Consider the following 17,789-nt stretch of genomic DNA (forward strand, 5'->3'; position numbering starts at 1 on the left):
GAGTGGACGGCTCAGCCCGCGGGAAGGGCTTCCGGGGGAACCGGACGTTCGCCTTCCAGCCGGGCGCCCTCCAGCCGGGCGGCTTGAAGGCCGTCGGCATCTGCGGGCCGCACGCGGAACCAGAGGGCGTAGAGGGCCGGCAGGAAGACCAGAATCAGCACCGTGCCGACCGCGGTCCCGCCGATCAGCGTGTAGGCCATCGGCCCCCAGAACACGGAATGGGTCAGCGGGATGAAGGCCAGCACCGCGGCGAGCGCCGTCAGGATGACCGGCCGGGCGCGCTGCACCGTGGCCTCCACCGCCGCGTGGTAGGGGGCGAGGCCCTCTTCCTGGTTGGTGTGGATCTGGCCGATCAGGATCAGCGTGTTGCGCATCAGGATGCCGGCCAGGCCGATCAGGCCCAGGATGGCGTTGAAGCCGAACGGCTGGTGGAACAGCAGCAGTGTCGGGACCGCGCCGACCAGCCCGAGCGGGGCGGTCAGCATCACCATGAACAGCGCCGGGAACGACCGCACCTGAAGCATCACGACCGTGAGCATCAAGACCAGCATGACCGGGAAGACCTTGGCGAGCGCCGCGTTGGCCTTGCCGGCCTCCTCGATCGGGCCGGCGATCTCGATGCGGTAGCCCTGGGGCAGTTTGGCGACGACCGGCTGCAAGGCCCGCCAGACCTCAAGGGAGACGTCCGGCGGCTGCCGGGCCTCGTCGATGTCGCTGCGCACGGTGATGGTCGGGGTGCGGTCGCGCCGCTTGAGGATCGGGTCCTCCATGCGCACCTCCGCGTGGCCGATCTGGTCGAGCGGGATCGTGCGGCCATCCTGGGACAGCAGCGTGAAGTCGCCGAGCCGCGCCGGGTCGAACCGACCGGCCCCCAGGCTGCGGGCCACCAGCGCCACGGTGCGGATGTCCTCGCGCACCTGGGTGACGGTCACGCCGGTCAGCAGGAACTGGAGCTGCTGGGCGACCTCGGCGGACGTCAGCCCGATCTGCCGCAGCCGCTCCTGGTCGAGCACGAAGCGGACGGTCGGCGACCGCTCGCCCCAGTCCTGGCTGACCTGGCGCGTGCTGCTGTTGGCGCGCATGACGTCCCGCACCTGGTCGGCGATGCCGCGCACCACCGCCGGGTCCGGCCCCATGACCCGGAAGGCCACGGGGAAGGGCGAGTAGGGCCCGAAGACGAGCTGGCTGACGCGCACCCGCGCCTCGGGGGCCAGACCCTCGGCGATGCGAACGCGCAGGCGCTCCTTCAGGGCGTCGCGCGCCTCCGCGTCCGGGGTCAGCACGATGACCTTGGCGAAGGACGGGTCGGGAAGCTCCGGGTTGTAGGCGAGGAAGAAGCGCGGCGCGCCCTGGCCCACATAGGCCGTGACCACGGTCGCCTCGGGCTGCTGCTTCAGCCAACCCTCCAGCTTGGTGGTGGCGGCCTGGGTGGCCTCGATGCCGGTGCCCTCGGGCATCTGCACCTCGACCAGCAGCTCGGGGCGGTCGGAGGTCGGGAAGAACTGCTTCTTGACCGAGCCCATCCCGGCGCCCGCGGCGACAAACAGGGCGAGCACCGCGACAGCGACCAGCGCCTTGTGCCGGATCGACCAGACGACGAGGCCGCGGAAGCGGCGGTAGGTCGGCGTGTCGTAGATCGCGCCGTGCCCGCCGGCCACCGGCTTGATCGCCGGCAGCAGCTTCACGCCCAGGTACGGCGTGAAGGACACCGCCACGATCCAGGAGGCGATCAGGGCGAAGCCGACGATCCAGAAAATGTTGCCCGCGTATTCGCCGGCGCTGGACTGGGCGAAGCCGACCGGCATCAGGCCGATCACCGTGACCAGCGTGCCCGACAGCATGGGGGCGGCCGTGTGGCTCCAGCTGTAGGCGGCGGCCTGGATGCGGTCCAGCCCTTCTTCCATCTTCACGACCATGGCCTCGATGGCGATGATGGCGTCGTCGACCAGCAGGCCGAGCGACAGGATCAGCGCGCCCAGCGTGATGCGGTCGAAGGCGCGGCCGGTTTCCAGCATGATCAGGAAGACCATGCCGAGCGTCAGCGGCACGGCCGCAGCGACCACGATCCCGACGCGCCAGCCGAGGCTGAGCAGGCTGACCAGCAGCACCACGCCCAGCGCCATGAAGAACTTGACCATGAACTCGCCGACGGCCTGGGTGATGTTGACCGCCTGGTCGGTGATCTTCGCGACGGTCATGCCCAGCGGCAGGCCGTCGGCGATGGCCTTGGTCTCCGCCTCCAGCGCCTTGCCGAGGTCGAGACCGTTCCACCCCTCCTGCATGATCACGCCGAGCACCAGCGCGGGCTCGCCCTGGTGGCGGATCAGGAAGGTGGCAGGGTCCTCGTAGCCGCGACGAATCTCGGCCACGTCGGACAGCTTCAGGGTCCGGCCGCCCGCCGCGATGGGCGTGTCGGCGATGGCCTGCAGGTCGTCGTAGGCACCGTCCAGCCGGATGAAGATCTGCGGCCCCTTCGCTTCGATGGACCCGGCCGGCGTGACCGTGTTCTGCCGCTGGAGTGCGGCGAAGATGTCCTGGGCGCGCACCCCCAGCGTGGCGAGGCGCGGGTAGGAGAACTCGACGAAGATCCGCTCCGGGCGCTCGCCCAGGATGTTGACCTTCTTGACGCCGGGGACGTGCAGCAGGCGCTGGCGGATCGTCTCGGCCTGCCGGGCGAGCAGGCGGGGCGCCATGCCCGGCGCCTTCAGGGCGTAGAGCGCGAAGGTGACGTCGGAGTATTCGTCGTTGACGAACGGCCCGAGCGCGCCGACGGGCAGGGTGCGCGCCTCGTCGCCGAGCTTCTTGCGCGCTTGGTAGAACTGCTCCGGGACCTCGGCCGGCGGCGTGTTGCCGAGCAGCGTCAGCGTCATAAAGGCGAAGCCCGGCCGGGTGATCGTCTCGACGCGGTCGTACCAGCGCAGCTCCTGCAGGCGCTTCTCCAGCGGCTCCGCGACGAGGTTCTGCATCTCTTCCGCGGTGGCGCCGGGCCAGGCCGCGGTCACGGTCAGCACCTTGACGGTGAAGGACGGATCCTCGGCGCGGCCGAGCTTCAGGAAGGCGAAGGATCCGGCCAGCGCCACGGCCAGGATCAGGAACAGGGTGACGGCGCGCTCACGCACCGCCAGGGCGGACAGGTTGGGGAGTGTCATCGGGCGGCCATCCTTGGGCTGGCGTTGCGGACGCGCTCCCCCTGGTGGAGCAGGTGGGCGCCGAGCGCCACGACCTGCTCGCCGGCGCTGACGCCGGAGACGAGCGCGGTCTCCTCGGCGACGCTGCGGACGGCGACGGCCCGGAAGGAGACGGAGGAGGACGCGGCGTCCACGACCCACACGCCGCTGGCCCGGCCGTCGTCGTGGACCGCGCCGATCGGCACGGCGACCAGGTCGCCGCTCCCTCCGCTGGTGATCGACAGGGACACCGTCGCGCCCAGCGGCGCGTCGGCCGCGTTGCCCTCCAGGACATAGCGGGCCTCGTAGGTGCGGGTCAGCGGATCGGCGGCGTCGGCCAGCTGGCGCAGGCGCGCGGGCGACGGGGCGGACATCCCGCCGTAGAGGCGGGCCTGCGCCACGGAGCCGAGCGCCGGGCGCAGCGTCTCCGGCAGGGAGACCGTCGCCTCGCGCGGGCCGGCGTGGGCCAGCCGCACCACCGTCTGGCCGGGGGCGACCACCTGCCCCGGTTCGGCCAGGGTCTCCACCACGGTGCCGTCGGCGTCGGCGAGCAGGGCCGAATAGTGGGCCTCGTTGCGCGCCACCTTCGCTTGGGCCTCGGCGGTGGACAGCTGGGCCCTGGCGCTGTCGAGGCTGGCCTTGACCTGGTCGTATTTCTGGCGGGCCGCCCAGCCGTCCGCGACCAGCTGGCGGTAGCGGGCCTCGTCCGCCGCGGCCTGGACCGCCAGGGCGCGCGCCGCGGTGACTGCGCTCTCCCGCGCAGCGAGCGCCAGGTCGAGATCCTTCTGGTCGAGCCGCATGAGCGGCTGGCCGGCGCGGACGCTCTGCCCGACATCGACGAGGCGTTCCACGACCTTTCCCGGAACGCGGAAACCGAGATTGCTTTGGACACGCGCCGACACCACCCCGGTGAAGGCGCGCTCCGACGGCAGGGCCGGCGTGACGGTGGCGGTCTGGACGAGGGGCGGATCCTGCCGGGGATCGGTTCGTTCGGCCGCCGCCGGCCCCGCGCGGTTGATCGCCGCGAAGCCAACGCCGGCCACCACCGCCAGCGTGCCTCCGGTGAGGAGCAGCGTCTTGATCGTGTTCATCGTTGGCCTCGCTCTTGGAGAGGAACGTGGCGGGGATGAGGCGCCGCGCTGCGGCGCACCATCCCCGTTCCGCGTCAACGCGCCGTCACGGCTGGGACGCCGGACGGGCGGCTGGCCTGCTGCACGGCGGGAACCGCCGGTACATGGCTCAGGCCCAGCTTGCCGCGGGCGAAATTCAGGTAGGACAGGGCCTGGGCCTGCTCCCCGCGGGCCCAATGCCACTCCGCGGTGGACAGATGCGTGTTGATCATGCCGGTGTCGGACGGGGAGGGCGTCTTGGCCCGTGCCTCCGCGACGAGGGACGGGAAGAGCGTCGCCAGATCGCCCGCGCCGATGGACTGGGTGGCCGTCTGGGGGGCCGTCTCGGCGAAGGCGGACGGGATCGGGGCGGCCGACGCGAGGGTGGCGGCGATGATGGCGAGACGAAGGGTGGTGTTCATGGTCGTTCTCTCTGTGGATGGTGAAAAATCGGGGATGATGGCGCCGGTCCTCGACGCTCAAATGGTTGATATCAACCTATATAATGGTGTGACGGCGTGACGATTGATATCAACCCAAATGCCGTTGAAACCCCGGGAGGGTTCAGGAGCCCAGCCGGCGCAACGCCGACCTGAACACCGCCAGTTCGGCGGGGTCCAGGTCCTGTTCGACCGAGGCGTTGACCTCCCGCCACCGTTCCACCGCATCGGCCAGAAGCGAGCGTCCGGAGTCCGTCAGCGCAACGCGCCGGGTCCGCGCGTCCGCCTTGTCGCGCTGGATCTCCAAAAGGCCCCGGCGCTCCAGCGGTTTGACGTTGGCGGTGATGGTCGTGCGGTCGGTACCCAGGGCATCGGCAAGTTTGCCAATCGACGGCGGTTCCGCCTTGAGCAGATTGATCAGCAGCGAAAACTGCCAGTTGTTGAGCCCGAGGGGCCGCAGGGCCTCGTCGAAGCGGCGCCCGATGATGCGGCTGGCGCGCTGCACGCCCAGGCACAGGCAACGGTCGGCAATCAGCTTGGCCATTTCGCTGGGGATGGAGTGTTCGTGGTCCATGAGGCATAATGGTTGATATCAACCTTTCTGTCAAGGGGTGTGGTGTCGTCTCGCGGACGATCAGCGCAGCGGCCGGAACGCGGCGCGGAGTTCGGCGCTGAACAGGTCCGGTTCCTCCCAGGCCGCGAAGTGACCGCCCCGGTCGACCTCGTGGAAGTGGACCAGATTGCGGTAGGCGCGCCGCGCCCAGCTCTCCGGGGCCTGGTAAATCTCCCCCGGAAACACCGTGACGGCCACCGGAAGCGCGATGTCGGCGGTCTTCTGCGCGGACGCGACGATGATGCCGCGTGGACCGTTCTCCCAATACAGCCGCGCCGCCGATGCCGCACTGTTCGTCAGCCAGTACAGCGTGACGTCGTCCAGAAAATCGTCTTTGGCCAGCAGGCGCTCCGGCTCCCCGCCGTTGTAGTCGTACATCCAGGCGGCCAGCCCGACGGGAGAGTCCGTGAGGGCGTAGCCGATGGTCTGCGGCCGGGTGGCCATCATCACGGAATAGGCTCGGTTCTTCTTGAAAAAGGTGTCGAGCGCATCGTAGGCCGCGCGCTCCTTGTCGGAGAGGTCTGCCGGCACCGGTCCGCCGGCGCCGAGCGCCGCGGCGATCTCGGGCGGCACCGCCGCCGGAAGGTTGACGTGGATGCCCAGCAGGCCCGGCGGCGCCTGGCGCGCCAATGCGTGGGAGACGGGCGCGCCCCAGTCGCCGCCCTGCGCGACGTAGCGGCGGTAGCCGAGGCGCTCCATCAGCACCGCCCAGGCGCGCGCGATGCGGTCGGGAGCCCAGCCGGTGCCCGTCGGCTTGCCGGAGAAGCCGAAGCCGGGCAGCGACGGGATCACGAGGTGGAAGGCGTCCTCCGCACGCCCGCCATGGGCCGTCGGGTCGGTCAGCGGGCCGATGGTCTTCAGCAGTTCGAACACCGACCCCGGCCAGCCGTGGGTGATGATCAGCGGCAGCGCGTCGGGATGCCGCGAGCGGACGTGCAGGAAGTGGATGTCGAGGCCGTCGATCGCCGTCAGGAACTGCGGGTGCGCGTTCAGCTTTCCCTCGGCCTTGCGCCAGTCGTAATCCGTCCGCCAGCGCTGCACCAGCTCCTTCATGGCCGCGAGCCGCACACCCTGCGACCGGTCCGCGACGGTCTCCTGGTCGGGCCAGCGGGTTGCCGCCAAGCGGCGGCGAAGGTCGGCGAGATCCTCCTTGGGAACCGCCACGCGGAAGGGACGGATGGCGGTGTTGTCCGCCGCCGCGTGCAGCGCGCCGGGCAGCGCAGCGATGGCACCTGCGGCCATGGAGGCGGCAAGAAGGCCGCGCCGGGTGAGCGACAGTGACTGTGGAGCCATGGGTTTCTCCTTACTGTGTGTGATCAGGAACCCGGCGCGTTGTCGGCGAAGGCCGGAATGCCGCGCAGGGTCGACACGATCTCGGCGATGTTGGGCCACTGCCGGATGTCCAGGCCGACGCGGTCGGTGGTCAGGGCCTGGGGGAACAGGACGATGTCCGCCACGGTGGGCTGGCTCCCCACCACGAAGGGGCCCGTTCGCCGGGCGCCGATCAGCGTTTCGACCGCCGACAGGCCTTCGCTGACCCAATGGCGTTTCCAATCCGTGACGGCGCTTTCATCGACCCCTGGCAGCGCCATCAGGCGCGCCGCGACCCGGGGCGGCAGCAGGGCGTGGGTCTCCGACACGATCGCCAGCGTGACCGACCGGGCGAACGCCCGCTCCTTCGGGTTTCGCGGAAGCAGCGGCGGCTCGGGATGGGCCTCGTCGAGGTATTCGATGATCGCGAGCGACTGCGTGAGCAGCGTGCCGTCGTCCGTCAGCAGCGTCGGCACGAGGCCCTGCGGGTTTACCCGCAGATACCCGGCCTGCCGGCTCCCGGCGTCCGGCCCAAGAATGGACACGGATTGCCGGACCACGTCCACGCCCTTGAGCGCCAGCGCAATGCGGACACGCGAGGCGGCGGAGGAGATGCCGTTGTCGTAGAGGATCATGGTTGCTCCTTGTGTTGGCGGAGGACGCGGACCCGCGACGGCGCAGCGTCGGTCTGTTGCGGGGCGGCTTGGGCAGGAACCCCGCCGTCCGCGGACGCCACCGCGGGCTGGCGGAACGGGGAGAGCGCGCGCGAGAGCGCCACCGCGTCGTGGGGGCTGCTGTCCCAGGCGCAAGGCGCCAGCAGCACGGCGGCGCCGATCAGCAAAACGACGTAAGTGCGCATATCGAACCTCTTGCCTGTTCGCGGCGCCTGTTCACGGCCGCCTCAATCGGCGACCAGCACGGCCTGATCGCGATAGAATTGAGGGAAGAACCGTTGCAGGTTGCCGACCTTCGGCCGCTCGGTGAGCGCGATGTACGGCTGCGTCGGGTTGGCCTCCATGAAGTTCTGGTGATAGGCCTCCGCCTTGTAGAACGTTTTTCCGGTTTCGACGGTGGTGGCCATTTTCGTCTTGAAGACCTTCGACTGGTCGAGCTGCCCGATGTAGTCGGACGCCGACTTGGCCTGTTCGTCATTCATCGGGAAAATGGCGGAGCGGTATTGCCGGCCGACGTCGGCTCCCTGCCGGTCGACCTGCGTGGGGTCGTGGGCAACCGAGAAGAAGATCCGCATCAGCTGGCCGTAGCTGACCTTGCGCGGATCGAACACGACCTGGACGGCCTCCGCGTGGCCGGTGGACCCGGTCTCCACGAGGCCGTAGGAGGCCGTGCCGGCGCTCCCGCCGGCATAGCCGGCCGTGGCGCTGATCACGCCGTCGACGTGCTGGAAGACGCCCTGGGTTCCCCAAAAGCAGCCGCCGGCGAAGACCGCGGTCTGTGGGCCGGAGCCGGCGGCAACGTCCTGCAGGGCGGCGGGGACGAGCCTCGGCTCCTCGGCCGCGAAGGTCATGGTGCTGAAGGCGGCGGCGCCGAGCAGCCCGCCGGCCATCAGGAATGCGCCCGCTCGAGCGTGGAAGGCTGTGGGTATGGTTGTGCTCCTCAACCGAAGGTGAAGACGAACGCTTCGGCGCCGGGGTCGAGGAAGCGGATTTCGAACGTCCGCTCCGTCACGGCGCCCGACTGACGGACGAGCTGGTAAAGGCGGGTTCGCGTAACCGTTCCTTGTCCCTCGGCGTCGGTGTCGGACCCGTGGTCCGCCCCCGGCGGCTTGCCGTTCACCATGACTTGGAAACGCACTGGCTGGCCGGACGGGCCCGGGCCGAGGACCATGTGGAGGTCGCGTGCCTTGAAGCGGTAGGTGACGGCGCCACCGGCCTTGGTCAGCGTCGCGCGCTCCGGCCCCACCGTCCAGTCGCCGGACAGGCCCCAATCGTTGAGATGGAGCGGCCCGGTCGTGTAGGTCCGCGGCTCCCCCTCGGCAAACGGCTCGTTCGAGGCGAAGTTCGCGGCGCGCTCGTAGCCGACGTAGGTCTCGGAGGAGCGGATGTTGGCGAGGTCGGGGGCGGCCTGCGCGCCGACGGCGTCCGGCCGAACGACGTCGTTCTCCGCCTTCAGCCGGCCGGCGTCGGCGAGCAGATCCTGGATCACCTTTTCGGCCTTGTCGTATCCACCCTCGCCGAACTGGTGGTGCCGGATCCGTCCCTGGGCGTCGATGAAGTAAAGGGCCGGCCAGTAGCTGTTGCGGAAGGACCGCCAGATCTTGAAGTTGTTGTCGATGGCGACCGGAAAGCCGATCCGAAAATCCGCAACGGCGGTCTTGACGTTGTCGATCTTCTTCTCAAAGGCGAATTCCGGAGCGTGGACGCCAAGAACCACGAGCCCCTGGTCCTTGTACTTCTCCGCCCAGGCGTTGATGTAGGGGATGGTGCGGATGCAGTTGATGCAGGAATAGGTCCAGAAATCGACGAGCACCACCTTGCCGCGGAGCTGTTCGGGGCTCAACGGCGGCGAGTTCAGCCAGTGCACCGCGCCGTCGAGCGACGGAAATTCACCTTCCACCGGATAATCCTTCTTGAAGGTCCGGGTGGTCCCGGAGGTCGCGACCATGGTCGGCGCCGTGGCCGAATGGTCGGTGTCGAGACTGTCCAACAGCGCCTGCTCGACGTTCCAGGTGCCGGCGTAGGACAGGCGCGCCAGAAGGCTGGTGTCGAGGCCGAAGGCGATGGCCGCCGCCGTGGCGAGCACCGCGACGCCGACGCCCCGGCGCAGCGCTTCGCCCGCGGGAAGGGCCCTCTTCATCGCCGCGAACAGCCGCCCGCCGGCGAGAAGCGCGATGGCCAGCTGGATCACCGCGCCGGCCGCGTAGGCCGCCAGAAGCAGCACCGTCTGTCCGCTCGCGCCCTGAAGCGCCGCACCCGTCAGCACGAGGCCGAGGATCGGTCCGGCGCAGGGCGCCCAGAGCAGGCCGGTTGCCACCCCCAGCAGCAACGAGCCGCCGGTGGTCGCAAGGGCGTCCTGCCCGGCGGGGGTTTGGGCCAGCCGGTTGCCGAGCGCGACGACCGGGCGGGTCAGGACGCCCGCGACCGCCGGGGAGATCAGCGCGACGCCGAAGACCGCGACTAGGGCGATCGCCGCGAACCGCCCGTAGGCGTTGGCGTAGACCGCCCAGCTGCCGCCGACCGCCGCGAGCGCGGCGATGCCGGCGAACATGCATCCCATGGCCAGCAGCATCGGCAGCGTGCTCGTCAGGAACGGGCGGTTGGCCCGCGCGATGACGATGGGAAGGATCGGCAGAATGCAGGGGCTGAAGACCGTCAGCATGCCCCCGGCATAGGCGATGAGGATGAATGCCATGGCTGCTACCTTTGACGCCGAACCTGTCGGCTGGACGGCGTTGCATCGTCGCCAGCCATGGCCGCATCAGGACACGCGGACGTATCGCCATTGTGTCCGGCCCCCGCCGATTTTGTATCGCACTGTACGGAGCGGTCCTGGCGCTGGAATTCCAGGCCCCGCCACGCGCGCGGCGACAAAAATGTCAGGCACTGTATCTCGCGCCGGATCAGATACACTTGCTTACAAACGGTTCCCCAACCGGCCCCGCCGCACGCCTACACTGCGCGTGGACGTATGGGGCGGAGGCCAAGATGGAAGCGAACACGATGGATCACGTTGATCACATTCTTGTCGTCGACGACGATCGTGAGATCCGCGACCTGCTTTCGGCCTATCTCAAGAAGAACGGATTGCGCGTGACCGTTGCCGCGGACGGCCGGCAGATGCGCAGCGCCCTCGACGCCAACTCCGTCGATCTCATCGTGCTCGATCTGATGATGCCCGGCGACGACGGCTTGGTCCTGTGCCGCGAGCTTCGCGCCGGAAAGCACAAGGCGACGCCGGTGCTCATGCTGACGGCGCGGTCCGACGAGATGGACCGCATTGTCGGGCTCGAAATGGGGGCCGACGATTATTTGGCGAAGCCCTTCGCCGCGCGCGAGCTTCTGGCCCGGATCAAGGCGGTCCTGCGCCGCGCCCGGATGCTGCCGCCCAATCTGCAGATCACGGAGGCCGGGCAACTCCTGGCCTTTGGAAAGTGGCGCCTCGACACCACGCAACGCCATCTGCTGAACGGCGACGGCGTGGCGGTAGCGCTCAGCGGCGCGGAATACCGTTTGCTGCGCGTGTTCCTCGACCATCCGCAGCGGGTGCTCAGCCGCGACCAGCTGCTCAACCTGACGCAGGGGCGCGAGGCCGAGCTGTTCGACCGTTCCATCGACCTGCTCGTCAGCCGGCTTCGCCAGCGGCTCGACGACGACGCCCGCGAGCCCGTCTACATCAAGACGGTCCGCAGCGAAGGCTACGTGTTCGCGATGCGCGTCGAGATTTCCGAGCCTTACTCATGACCGGGTGGCGCCAACTTCGCTCCTGGCCCCGCACCTTGGGGGCGAGGCTGTTTCTGATCCTGTTGGCCGGGCTCACCATCGCGCACGTCCTGTCCTTCGCCGCCCTGTTCCTGGAGCGCTACAACGCGTCCAGGGCCATGATGCTGGGCATGCTGGAAAAGGATGTCTCGGCCGCCGTCGCCATCCTCGACCGGTTGCCGAGGGACGAGCGGCAGGACGTGGCCTGGCGGCTGGATAAGCGGACCTACCGCTTCATCCTTACATGAGGGTTCAGCTGTCAACGGGTCTCGCGCATTCCTTGCCTCCCTGTCGCTGGCCAATGAACTGGCCTGATCGTGCCATGGCAAAGGTCCGGGGCGGATCAATCGCGCAGCCGCGGCTGCATCACCTTACATGCGGTCGGGCCCGCGCCGCGGTCCCGCACCAGAATGCCTCTTGCACGAGGCGTGGCCCCGGTGAGACGCGACCCACCTGAAACGCGGCAACTCTCGGTCGCCAATGACGAAGACGGTCGCGCTCCCTTATCGCCGCCGGTCGATGCCGCCCGGCGCCGATGTGCTATCCCCTGAGTTCGACGCCCTCCGGCACCACTCCGGTCTCGATGTAGCGCCAGAGCGCGACCAGAAGCTTGCGCGCCATGGCGACGATGGCGATCCGCCGCGTCCGTCCGGCGAGCTCGCCAACACGGTTACGGAACCATTCCGCCAACCCGCTTCCCGGCTGGTAGCGGAGCCACAACCACGCCAGCTGGATGAGGGTTGTCCGGGCTCGAGGGTTTCCGGCTCGCCCGATCCGCCGATCGCGGTCCATGGCTCCACTCTGGTGCGGCATTGGAGCGATGCCGACGTAGCTGGCGAGCTGGCGGCGGTTGCCGAAGCCGCGGTAGAAGACCTCGCGCGTGAGCACGGCGGCGAAGTTGTCGCCGATGCCGCGGATGCGGGCAAGGGCCGCCATCTTCCGCTGGGTCGGGTCGGACGGCGAGGCCGCAAGAGCCGTTGTCCGTTCGGCTTCGATCTCGCGGATCAGCTCCATGGTGAGGACGAGCCGCCGTCTCAAACGATCGAGCTCCGCGCACAGATGCGGCGGCAGTTCCCGCCCGTCACCCGTCCGTAAGGCGGCGAGATCGTCCGTCCAGGAGCGCAACGATGGCCGCTTCTGAATGCCTTGGGTGGCCAGAAGCGCCGCGATGCGGTTCTCGATCCGGACCCGTTCCTGGACCAGGTGTTCGCGCTCCCGGTGCGGGCGCTTGGCATCCTCCTCCGCCGGGCTTGGCACGTGGAGCACACTGCACACTTGATGATCGCCTCGGTGATAAGCCGCCAGCACCCGCAGCAGCCCCTCCGCGTCGAGCCGATCCGTCTTGGCCCGCCGAGCACGGCGGTTGACCAGAATGCTGGTCGGCTCAACGACATGGTTGTTCACACCATTGGCGAGCAGAAGTCGGTGCAGCCAGAAGCCGTCACGCCCCGCCTCGAAGCAGGAGACGACGGCGACCGAGGCGCCCAGGCGGGCTTCCACGCGTGCGCGCTGGGTCGTGATGAACGCGAGCAGCGCCGCCGTGTCGCCGGCCGCTATGCGATGCAGGACACTCTTGGTGGCCCCTGGCAAGCGCATGGCGGCGAGCCAGGTGGAGCGGCTGAGTTCGAGCGCCAGGTAGATCGTGCTGTCGACAACGGGGCTGGTAAGCGGCATCGCTGGCTCCTTGCACATGAGGGACACCCCCTATGATCCATCATCCACGGAGCCCCGCCTCATAGCATCTGGGACCGGGGCTCGCCGGCACCCCGGACCTCAGCCGCCGGGGCGGGGAGATCGCGGCGACCCTGCGCGAGGCCCTTGGTCCGCGCTCCGCCGTCCGCGTCGAAGCGATCCCAGGCGACGGCAACCGGTTGCAGGCCCATCTCCGCCTGAGCGACGGGGAGCCGCTGACCATCGACATCGTCCCGTCCATCATGCCGCTGGCGGACTGGCTGCCCATCGTGCTGCTCGTCCAGCTTCTGCTTCTCGTCCTATGCAGCTGGTTCGCGGTTCGCCTGGCGATCCGCCCGCTGGTTCACCTGGCCCAAGCGGCGGATGCGCTGGATCCGAACAAGAAGGAGCCGCGCCTGCAGGAAACCGGGCCCATCGAGGTCGCCTACGCCGCGACGGCCTTCAACGCGATGCGCGACCGCATCGCCCATCACCTGGAAGAGCGCGTTCAGATCCTGGCCTCCATCTCCCACGATCTGCAAACGCCGATCACCCGCATGAAGCTTCGCGCGGAAATGGCGGACGATGGCGTGGAGAAGGACAAGCTCTTGCAGGATCTGACCGAGATCGAACGGCTCGTGCACGAAGGCGTCGCCTACGCGAAAAGCGCCCATGGCGACGCCGAAAAGCCGTCGCGCATCGACATCGGGTCCTTCACGGACAGTCTGGTGCTCGACTACCAGGACACGGGGCGGGCGGTCACCCTGACCAGGAAGGCCACGGCGGCCGTCATGACCCGTCCGCACGCCCTGCGCCGCATCCTCAGGAACCTGATTGAGAACGCGTTGAAGTTCGCGGGCGAGGCGGAGGTGACCGTGGACAAGATCGACGGCGACCGGATCGTCATCCGCGTGCTCGACAACGGGCCGGGCATTCCGGAGGACCAGCTGGAGGCCGTCCTGCAACCCTTCGTCCGGCTTGAGCAATCGCGCAACCGCAAGACCGGCGGCACCGGGCTCGGTCTGGCGATCGCCCACCAGCTCGCGCAGGCGATCGGCGGAACGCTGACGTTGCGGAACCGGGATCATGGCGGGCTGTCGGCCGAAATCACCCTTCTCCCGTCCCGGCTTTCCTGAGCGCATCGCTCGCCGTTCGTTGATTTCCGGAAAGAGATACTTCCGATCAGATCGGACGCGATCTATATAAGGGCCAGACCTCGCAATTCCGTGCGCTTGAGAGAATGACCATGGACTCCATCACTCCCGATGACACGGCCAGCCCCAGGCTCGCCGATTTCCTCTGCTTCGCGGTCTATTCGGCCAACCTCGCCTTCGGCCGGGCCTACAAGCCGATCCTGGAGGAACTCGGCCTGACCTACACGCAGTACATCGCCATCGTGTCCTTGTGGGAGGAGGACAACCAGACGGTCCGCGGCCTCGGCGAGACGCTGTTCCTGGAGTCCAACACGCTGACGCCCATCTTGAAGAAGCTGGAGGCGTTGGGGTATCTCACCCGGCAACGCGACCCCGCGGACGAGCGCCATGTCCGGGTCCGCCTCACCGACGCCGGCCGCCGCCTGCGCGAGAAGGGCCTGAACATGACGCTGGTGAAGCAGACCGGCCTGCCGGCGGAGGAGTTCGCCAAGCTTCAGAAGGCCGTGTCGGCCCTGCGCGACAACCTCATCGAGTCCACGGAGCGGGATTGACCCGCCTGCCATCGATCTGCCTGCCATCCCAGCGGGCGGTCCAAGCGGACGATGACGCAACCCGCTCGTCCTACTTGGACAAGGTAAGGACCGGCTTGCCCTTGTCGAGAAGATAGGTGGCGAGTTCCGACGCCTTGACGTCGCCGACGTTTTTCGCCGAATGGGCGGTGCCGGCCGGAATGAACAGGGCGTCGCCGACCTTCAGCGTTACCGGCGGCTTGTCATCGAGCTGATACTCCATGGCGCCTTGAGGACATAGGCGATCTCCTCGCCCGGGTGCGTGTGCTTGGGGAAGGACGCCCCCGGGGCGAAGTCGACGCGCACCTGGACGACCTCGCGTCCGGAGTTGCCGAGGTCATGGCGCAGGGTTTCCGTGCGGCCGATCCCCGACTGCTGCGCCTGCGCCAAGCCCAGCGTCAAACCGCTCCCGACGAACAGCACGGCCGCGGCCAGGATTGAGGTCCTTTTCATGCGAAGCATCCTTTCATGGTTCAGGCGAATGGAAGGCAGAGTTTGGCGTGGCGGGGGACCCGGCCGGCGGGAGAGAGCGGGGCGGGGCCGCCGGCCGGGCATCGTCCGAGGAGGGTCGGTCGATGCCTCCGTTATGCCGGGTCCATGTCAGCCAAGTGTGTCCGGAAGACCGGCTTTTTGTATCAGTCTGTTCCGCCGTCCCGGGGTCGGCACGTTTGCGTACAAAGTTGGGGCACCCCGCCCATCACCGGTCGTTCGTGTCCTGCATGGATACCATTACGCCGTCGGTCCCCTGCAGCCCTTCGGGCGGCGCGACCGTGAATGGAATGCCGCCCCGCTCCACGGCGCCGCTGGCGGTCTGCACCGCCCATCGAAGTTGATAATGGCCTGCTGGCAGCACACCCATGGCGACGAACAGCGTGTTGGGCGCGCTGGTGAGCCGCGGCTGCAGGACGCGGGACGATCCCGGCGCGACCAGCTCGACGCGTGCCTGCGCGTGGTTGAAGGGTTCGTCGAACCGGACGGAGAAGGAGCGTGCCGACCCCGCGGCAACGACGTTCGCGGTTCGGGGGGATTGGGCGAAGCCGGTGCCCGCCGGAAGCAGGGCAGCGATCGAGGCGGCGATCAGCGCGGCGGGCGCGACGCGGCGGAGTGTCATGGCGTCCTCAGATGCGTTGGTGGGAATGCGCGGGTCGGCGCGCAGGGGCGGGGTGCTGGTCGGGAGCGGCGGTTGGTCCGCGGTGGAGTGGGACCGGCGCCGCCGTCCGCGACGGCGCCCGTGTCGGCCCAAGGCGGCCCCAAACCCGCGTCAGTGGTGCGTTCCAGCATGCTCGGGCACGACGAACGGCACCACGACCACCTGTCCGGGGAAGATGCCATGGTCGGCATTCACCAACTGGATGGTCACCTTGTGCGGGCCGGGTGGTAGGCCGGCCACGTCGACCGTGTTGTTGTCGCTGGCATCCGCCCACCACCACGGCAGGTCATCGACGATCACGTGCAGATGGCCGATGCGTGGTGAGGCCTGGAGGGCGCCGGCTCCGAACACCGGCACGATGCGCAGGTTCTCCACCCGATACTGGGCCTGGAAAACGCCCTCCGCCAAGGCGCCGGGAAGCGGCGGATCGACGATCAGCCTGGGGGCGGGTTCGTTCGCGATCGCTTCATAGGGCGACGGGCCGCGGATCTCCCGCGCGCTCTGCGCGACGGCGCTCGTCGTGAGCAGGGCGGCCATCGAGGCGGCGACCGCGGCAACGGTCTTGATGGCAGCCATTTAGATGAATGTGGTCATGGGGTCGTTCCTGTGCGTTGCGGCCGGCGGCGGGAAACACCTGGGCGGAGCATCCCGCCGCGCCGGCCGATGGAGGGGGCGCCGGTCTCAGACCAGGGTGATCTGGACGTCGATGTTGCCGCGCGTCGCCTTGGAATAGGGGCAGGTCAGGTGCGCGGTGGCGACGAGCTGCTGGGCAACCTCACGGTCCAGGCCGGGCAGGCTGACGTTCAGCCGCGCGGCGAGCAGATAGCCGTCGCTGTTGGTGCCGAGGTCGATTTCGGCGTCGACGCTCACGCCGCCGGGAAGGGCGACCTTCTGCTCCTTGGCGGCGAGGCCGATGGCCGCGGCGAAGCAGGACGACCAGCCGGCGCCGAACAGCTGCTCGGGATTGGTGCCCGGAACGGACGTTCCCGGTGTCGACAGCTTGACGTCGAGCTGGCCGTCGTCGCTGCGGGCCGTGCCGGCGCGCCCACCCGTGGTGTGCGTGCGGCCGGTGTAGATGAGCTTCTGGATCTTCGTCATGGTACGTCTCCGTAATTTTGCGCCCTGCGAAAGGCACGTCCGATGAAATCGCATACGATTTATGCGACCGGGTGATGGGCTTGGTTGGGTGCGGTGGGGGACTTGTGTCCATGCCACGCGAGGCGGGTTTCCGCCGGCCTCGCGTGGCCGGGTCCGTTGACTAGAGCTGCGTGAGGCCGCCATCGACGGCCAGCTCGACCCCCGTGATGTAGGACGCGTCGTCCGACGCCAGGAACGTCACCGCCTTGGCGATCTCCTCGGGCGTGCCGAAGCGCTTGGCCGGGATCCGCTGCATCAGGTGCTGGCCGAGTTCCTGCACGCTGGCCTCGGACAGGCCGAGCTTGCCGAAGAGCGGGGTTTCGACCACGCCGGGGCTGATGGCGTTGACCCGGATCTTCCGGGGCAGCAGTTCCGACGCCAGCGTCCGGGCGAAGTTCCGAAGCGCGGCCTTGCTGGCCGAGACCACCGACGTCCCGGCGACGCCCGCCTGGACGAACCAGGAGGTGGTGAAGACGATCGCGCCGCCGTCGCTGAGCAGCGGCAGGGCCTTCTGGACGGTGAAGTAGGCGCCGCGGAAATTGGTGTTGATGATCTCGTCGAACATGGCCTCGCTCGTGCCTTCGACGGGGGCGAGCTTGGCGGTGCCGGCGTTGGCGAACAGGACGTCAATCCGGCCATGCCGGTCACGCACGGTCTGGAACAGGGCATCCAGGTCGGCGGCCTTGGTGACATCGGTCGGAACGATGAGCGCGTCCGGCCCCAGAACCTTCTCCGCCTCGCTGAGCGAGCTTGGGTTCCGGCCCGTCACGACGACCTTCGCACCCTCCCGGGCAAACTCCTGTGCCGCGGCAAGACCGATGCCGCCGTTGCCGCCGGTGATAACCACGACCTTGTTCGTGAAACGGCCCATGACATGACTCCTCATTGACGGGACGCGGCCAAAAGATGCCTGTTGCTGCGAGCAGTGCCGCGGCCGGTTGCAGCGAGACAACCAACAGTGAAGCGCTCCGGATGATCGCTGAGCGACCGTCGAGCGGGGCTATCCTCCTAAGGAAGCCGCGCCGATTAGAA

The 17,789-nt window shown here is 68.6% G+C and carries 20 protein-coding genes; 4 read left to right on the top strand and 16 right to left on the bottom strand.

Annotated elements, in window-relative coordinates; translation table 11 throughout:
• Nucleotides 1–11: 11 nt before the first annotated feature.
• The 9 genes from M2351_RS33055 to M2351_RS33095 form a co-directional block, all read right to left on the bottom strand.
• Nucleotides 12–3,149, bottom strand: coding sequence for an efflux RND transporter permease subunit (locus tag M2351_RS33055; protein ID WP_264660229.1), 3,138 nt, complete (start codon nucleotides 3,147–3,149; stop codon nucleotides 12–14).
• Entirely contained in the window at nucleotides 3,146–4,258 is a 1,113-nt protein-coding gene (locus M2351_RS33060; protein ID WP_264660230.1) for an efflux RND transporter periplasmic adaptor subunit, read from the bottom strand. The genes M2351_RS33055 and M2351_RS33060 overlap by 4 nt, the downstream gene beginning before the upstream one ends.
• 74 nt (nucleotides 4,259–4,332) lie before the next feature.
• A complete protein-coding gene (locus M2351_RS33065; RefSeq protein ID WP_264660231.1) occupies nucleotides 4,333–4,698 on the bottom strand; it encodes a hypothetical protein in 366 nt (121 codons plus the stop codon).
• Between the two features lie 142 nt (nucleotides 4,699–4,840).
• A complete protein-coding gene (locus tag M2351_RS33070; RefSeq protein WP_264660232.1) occupies nucleotides 4,841–5,260 on the bottom strand; it encodes a MarR family winged helix-turn-helix transcriptional regulator in 420 nt (139 codons plus the stop codon).
• Nucleotides 5,261–5,350: 90 nt separating this feature from the next.
• Nucleotides 5,351–6,622 carry an epoxide hydrolase family protein gene (locus M2351_RS33075; RefSeq protein WP_264660233.1) on the bottom strand — a complete coding sequence of 424 codons (1,272 nt, stop codon included), beginning with the start codon at nucleotides 6,620–6,622 and terminating at the stop codon, nucleotides 5,351–5,353.
• Nucleotides 6,623–6,645: 23 nt separating this feature from the next.
• On the bottom strand, nucleotides 6,646–7,275 hold the full coding sequence (gene maiA, locus M2351_RS33080) for a maleylacetoacetate isomerase (RefSeq protein WP_264660234.1): 630 nt from the start codon (nucleotides 7,273–7,275) through the stop codon (nucleotides 6,646–6,648).
• The gene (locus M2351_RS33085; RefSeq protein WP_264660235.1) at nucleotides 7,272–7,499 is read right to left on the bottom strand and encodes a hypothetical protein; all 228 of its coding nucleotides are present in this window, start codon (nucleotides 7,497–7,499) and stop codon (nucleotides 7,272–7,274) included. Before M2351_RS33085 ends, maiA begins: the two co-directional genes overlap by 4 nt.
• A gap of 42 nt (nucleotides 7,500–7,541) precedes the next feature.
• Nucleotides 7,542–8,204 (bottom strand): peptide-methionine (S)-S-oxide reductase MsrA, encoded by a 663-nt coding sequence (gene msrA / locus M2351_RS33090; RefSeq protein ID WP_264660236.1) that lies wholly within the window; start codon nucleotides 8,202–8,204, stop codon nucleotides 7,542–7,544.
• Nucleotides 8,205–8,254: 50 nt separating this feature from the next.
• A complete protein-coding gene (locus M2351_RS33095; protein WP_264660237.1) occupies nucleotides 8,255–10,009 on the bottom strand; it encodes a cytochrome c biogenesis protein DipZ in 1,755 nt (584 codons plus the stop codon).
• A gap of 308 nt (nucleotides 10,010–10,317) precedes the next feature.
• Here M2351_RS33095 and M2351_RS33100 point away from each other — a divergent pair, with 308 nt between their 5' ends.
• Both M2351_RS33100 and M2351_RS33105 read left to right on the top strand, forming a co-directional pair.
• Nucleotides 10,318–11,058: a response regulator gene (locus M2351_RS33100; protein ID WP_264660238.1), complete on the top strand. Its 741-nt coding sequence runs from the start codon at nucleotides 10,318–10,320 to the stop codon at nucleotides 11,056–11,058.
• Nucleotides 11,055–11,324 carry a hypothetical protein gene (locus M2351_RS33105; RefSeq protein ID WP_264660239.1) on the top strand — a complete coding sequence of 90 codons (270 nt, stop codon included), beginning with the start codon at nucleotides 11,055–11,057 and terminating at the stop codon, nucleotides 11,322–11,324. The genes M2351_RS33100 and M2351_RS33105 overlap by 4 nt, the downstream gene beginning before the upstream one ends.
• Before the next feature lie 292 nt (nucleotides 11,325–11,616).
• On the opposite strand, the gene M2351_RS33110 is transcribed toward M2351_RS33105, so the two are convergent.
• Nucleotides 11,617–12,768 carry an IS110 family transposase gene (locus tag M2351_RS33110; protein ID WP_454464601.1) on the bottom strand — a complete coding sequence of 384 codons (1,152 nt, stop codon included), beginning with the start codon at nucleotides 12,766–12,768 and terminating at the stop codon, nucleotides 11,617–11,619.
• A gap of 179 nt (nucleotides 12,769–12,947) precedes the next feature.
• Here M2351_RS33110 and M2351_RS33115 point away from each other — a divergent pair, with 179 nt between their 5' ends.
• Together M2351_RS33115 and M2351_RS33120 are read left to right on the top strand one after the other, a co-directional pair.
• Nucleotides 12,948–13,883 (top strand): sensor histidine kinase, encoded by a 936-nt coding sequence (locus tag M2351_RS33115; RefSeq protein ID WP_264660241.1) that lies wholly within the window; start codon nucleotides 12,948–12,950, stop codon nucleotides 13,881–13,883.
• Between the two features lie 110 nt (nucleotides 13,884–13,993).
• On the top strand, nucleotides 13,994–14,452 hold the full coding sequence (locus M2351_RS33120; RefSeq protein WP_264660242.1) for a MarR family winged helix-turn-helix transcriptional regulator: 459 nt from the start codon (nucleotides 13,994–13,996) through the stop codon (nucleotides 14,450–14,452).
• A 70-nt stretch (nucleotides 14,453–14,522) separates the two neighbouring features.
• Here the strand turns inward: M2351_RS33120 and M2351_RS33125 are convergent, their stop codons facing one another.
• The 6 genes from M2351_RS33125 to M2351_RS33150 all read right to left on the bottom strand — a co-directional run bounded on the left by M2351_RS33125 (nucleotide 14,523) and on the right by M2351_RS33150 (nucleotide 17,628).
• Complete coding sequence (locus tag M2351_RS33125) at nucleotides 14,523–14,693, bottom strand: cupin domain-containing protein (RefSeq protein ID WP_264660243.1); 171 nt, start codon at nucleotides 14,691–14,693, stop codon at nucleotides 14,523–14,525.
• A complete protein-coding gene (locus M2351_RS33130) occupies nucleotides 14,660–14,923 on the bottom strand; it encodes a cupin domain-containing protein (protein WP_264660244.1) in 264 nt (87 codons plus the stop codon). The genes M2351_RS33125 and M2351_RS33130 overlap by 34 nt, the downstream gene beginning before the upstream one ends.
• Before the next feature lie 244 nt (nucleotides 14,924–15,167).
• Entirely contained in the window at nucleotides 15,168–15,581 is a 414-nt protein-coding gene (locus M2351_RS33135) for a copper resistance protein CopC (protein WP_264660245.1), read from the bottom strand.
• A gap of 150 nt (nucleotides 15,582–15,731) precedes the next feature.
• Complete coding sequence (locus tag M2351_RS33140; RefSeq protein ID WP_264660246.1) at nucleotides 15,732–16,196, bottom strand: DUF6130 family protein; 465 nt, start codon at nucleotides 16,194–16,196, stop codon at nucleotides 15,732–15,734.
• A gap of 105 nt (nucleotides 16,197–16,301) precedes the next feature.
• Complete coding sequence (locus M2351_RS33145; protein ID WP_264660247.1) at nucleotides 16,302–16,718, bottom strand: organic hydroperoxide resistance protein; 417 nt, start codon at nucleotides 16,716–16,718, stop codon at nucleotides 16,302–16,304.
• A 160-nt stretch (nucleotides 16,719–16,878) separates the two neighbouring features.
• Nucleotides 16,879–17,628, bottom strand: a complete 750-nt coding sequence (locus M2351_RS33150) for an SDR family oxidoreductase (protein ID WP_264660248.1) — start codon at nucleotides 17,626–17,628, stop codon at nucleotides 16,879–16,881.
• Nucleotides 17,629–17,789 lie beyond the last annotated feature (161 nt).

Source organism: Azospirillum canadense (genome assembly GCF_025961225.1).
Lineage (GTDB): Bacteria > Pseudomonadota > Alphaproteobacteria > Azospirillales > Azospirillaceae > Azospirillum > Azospirillum canadense.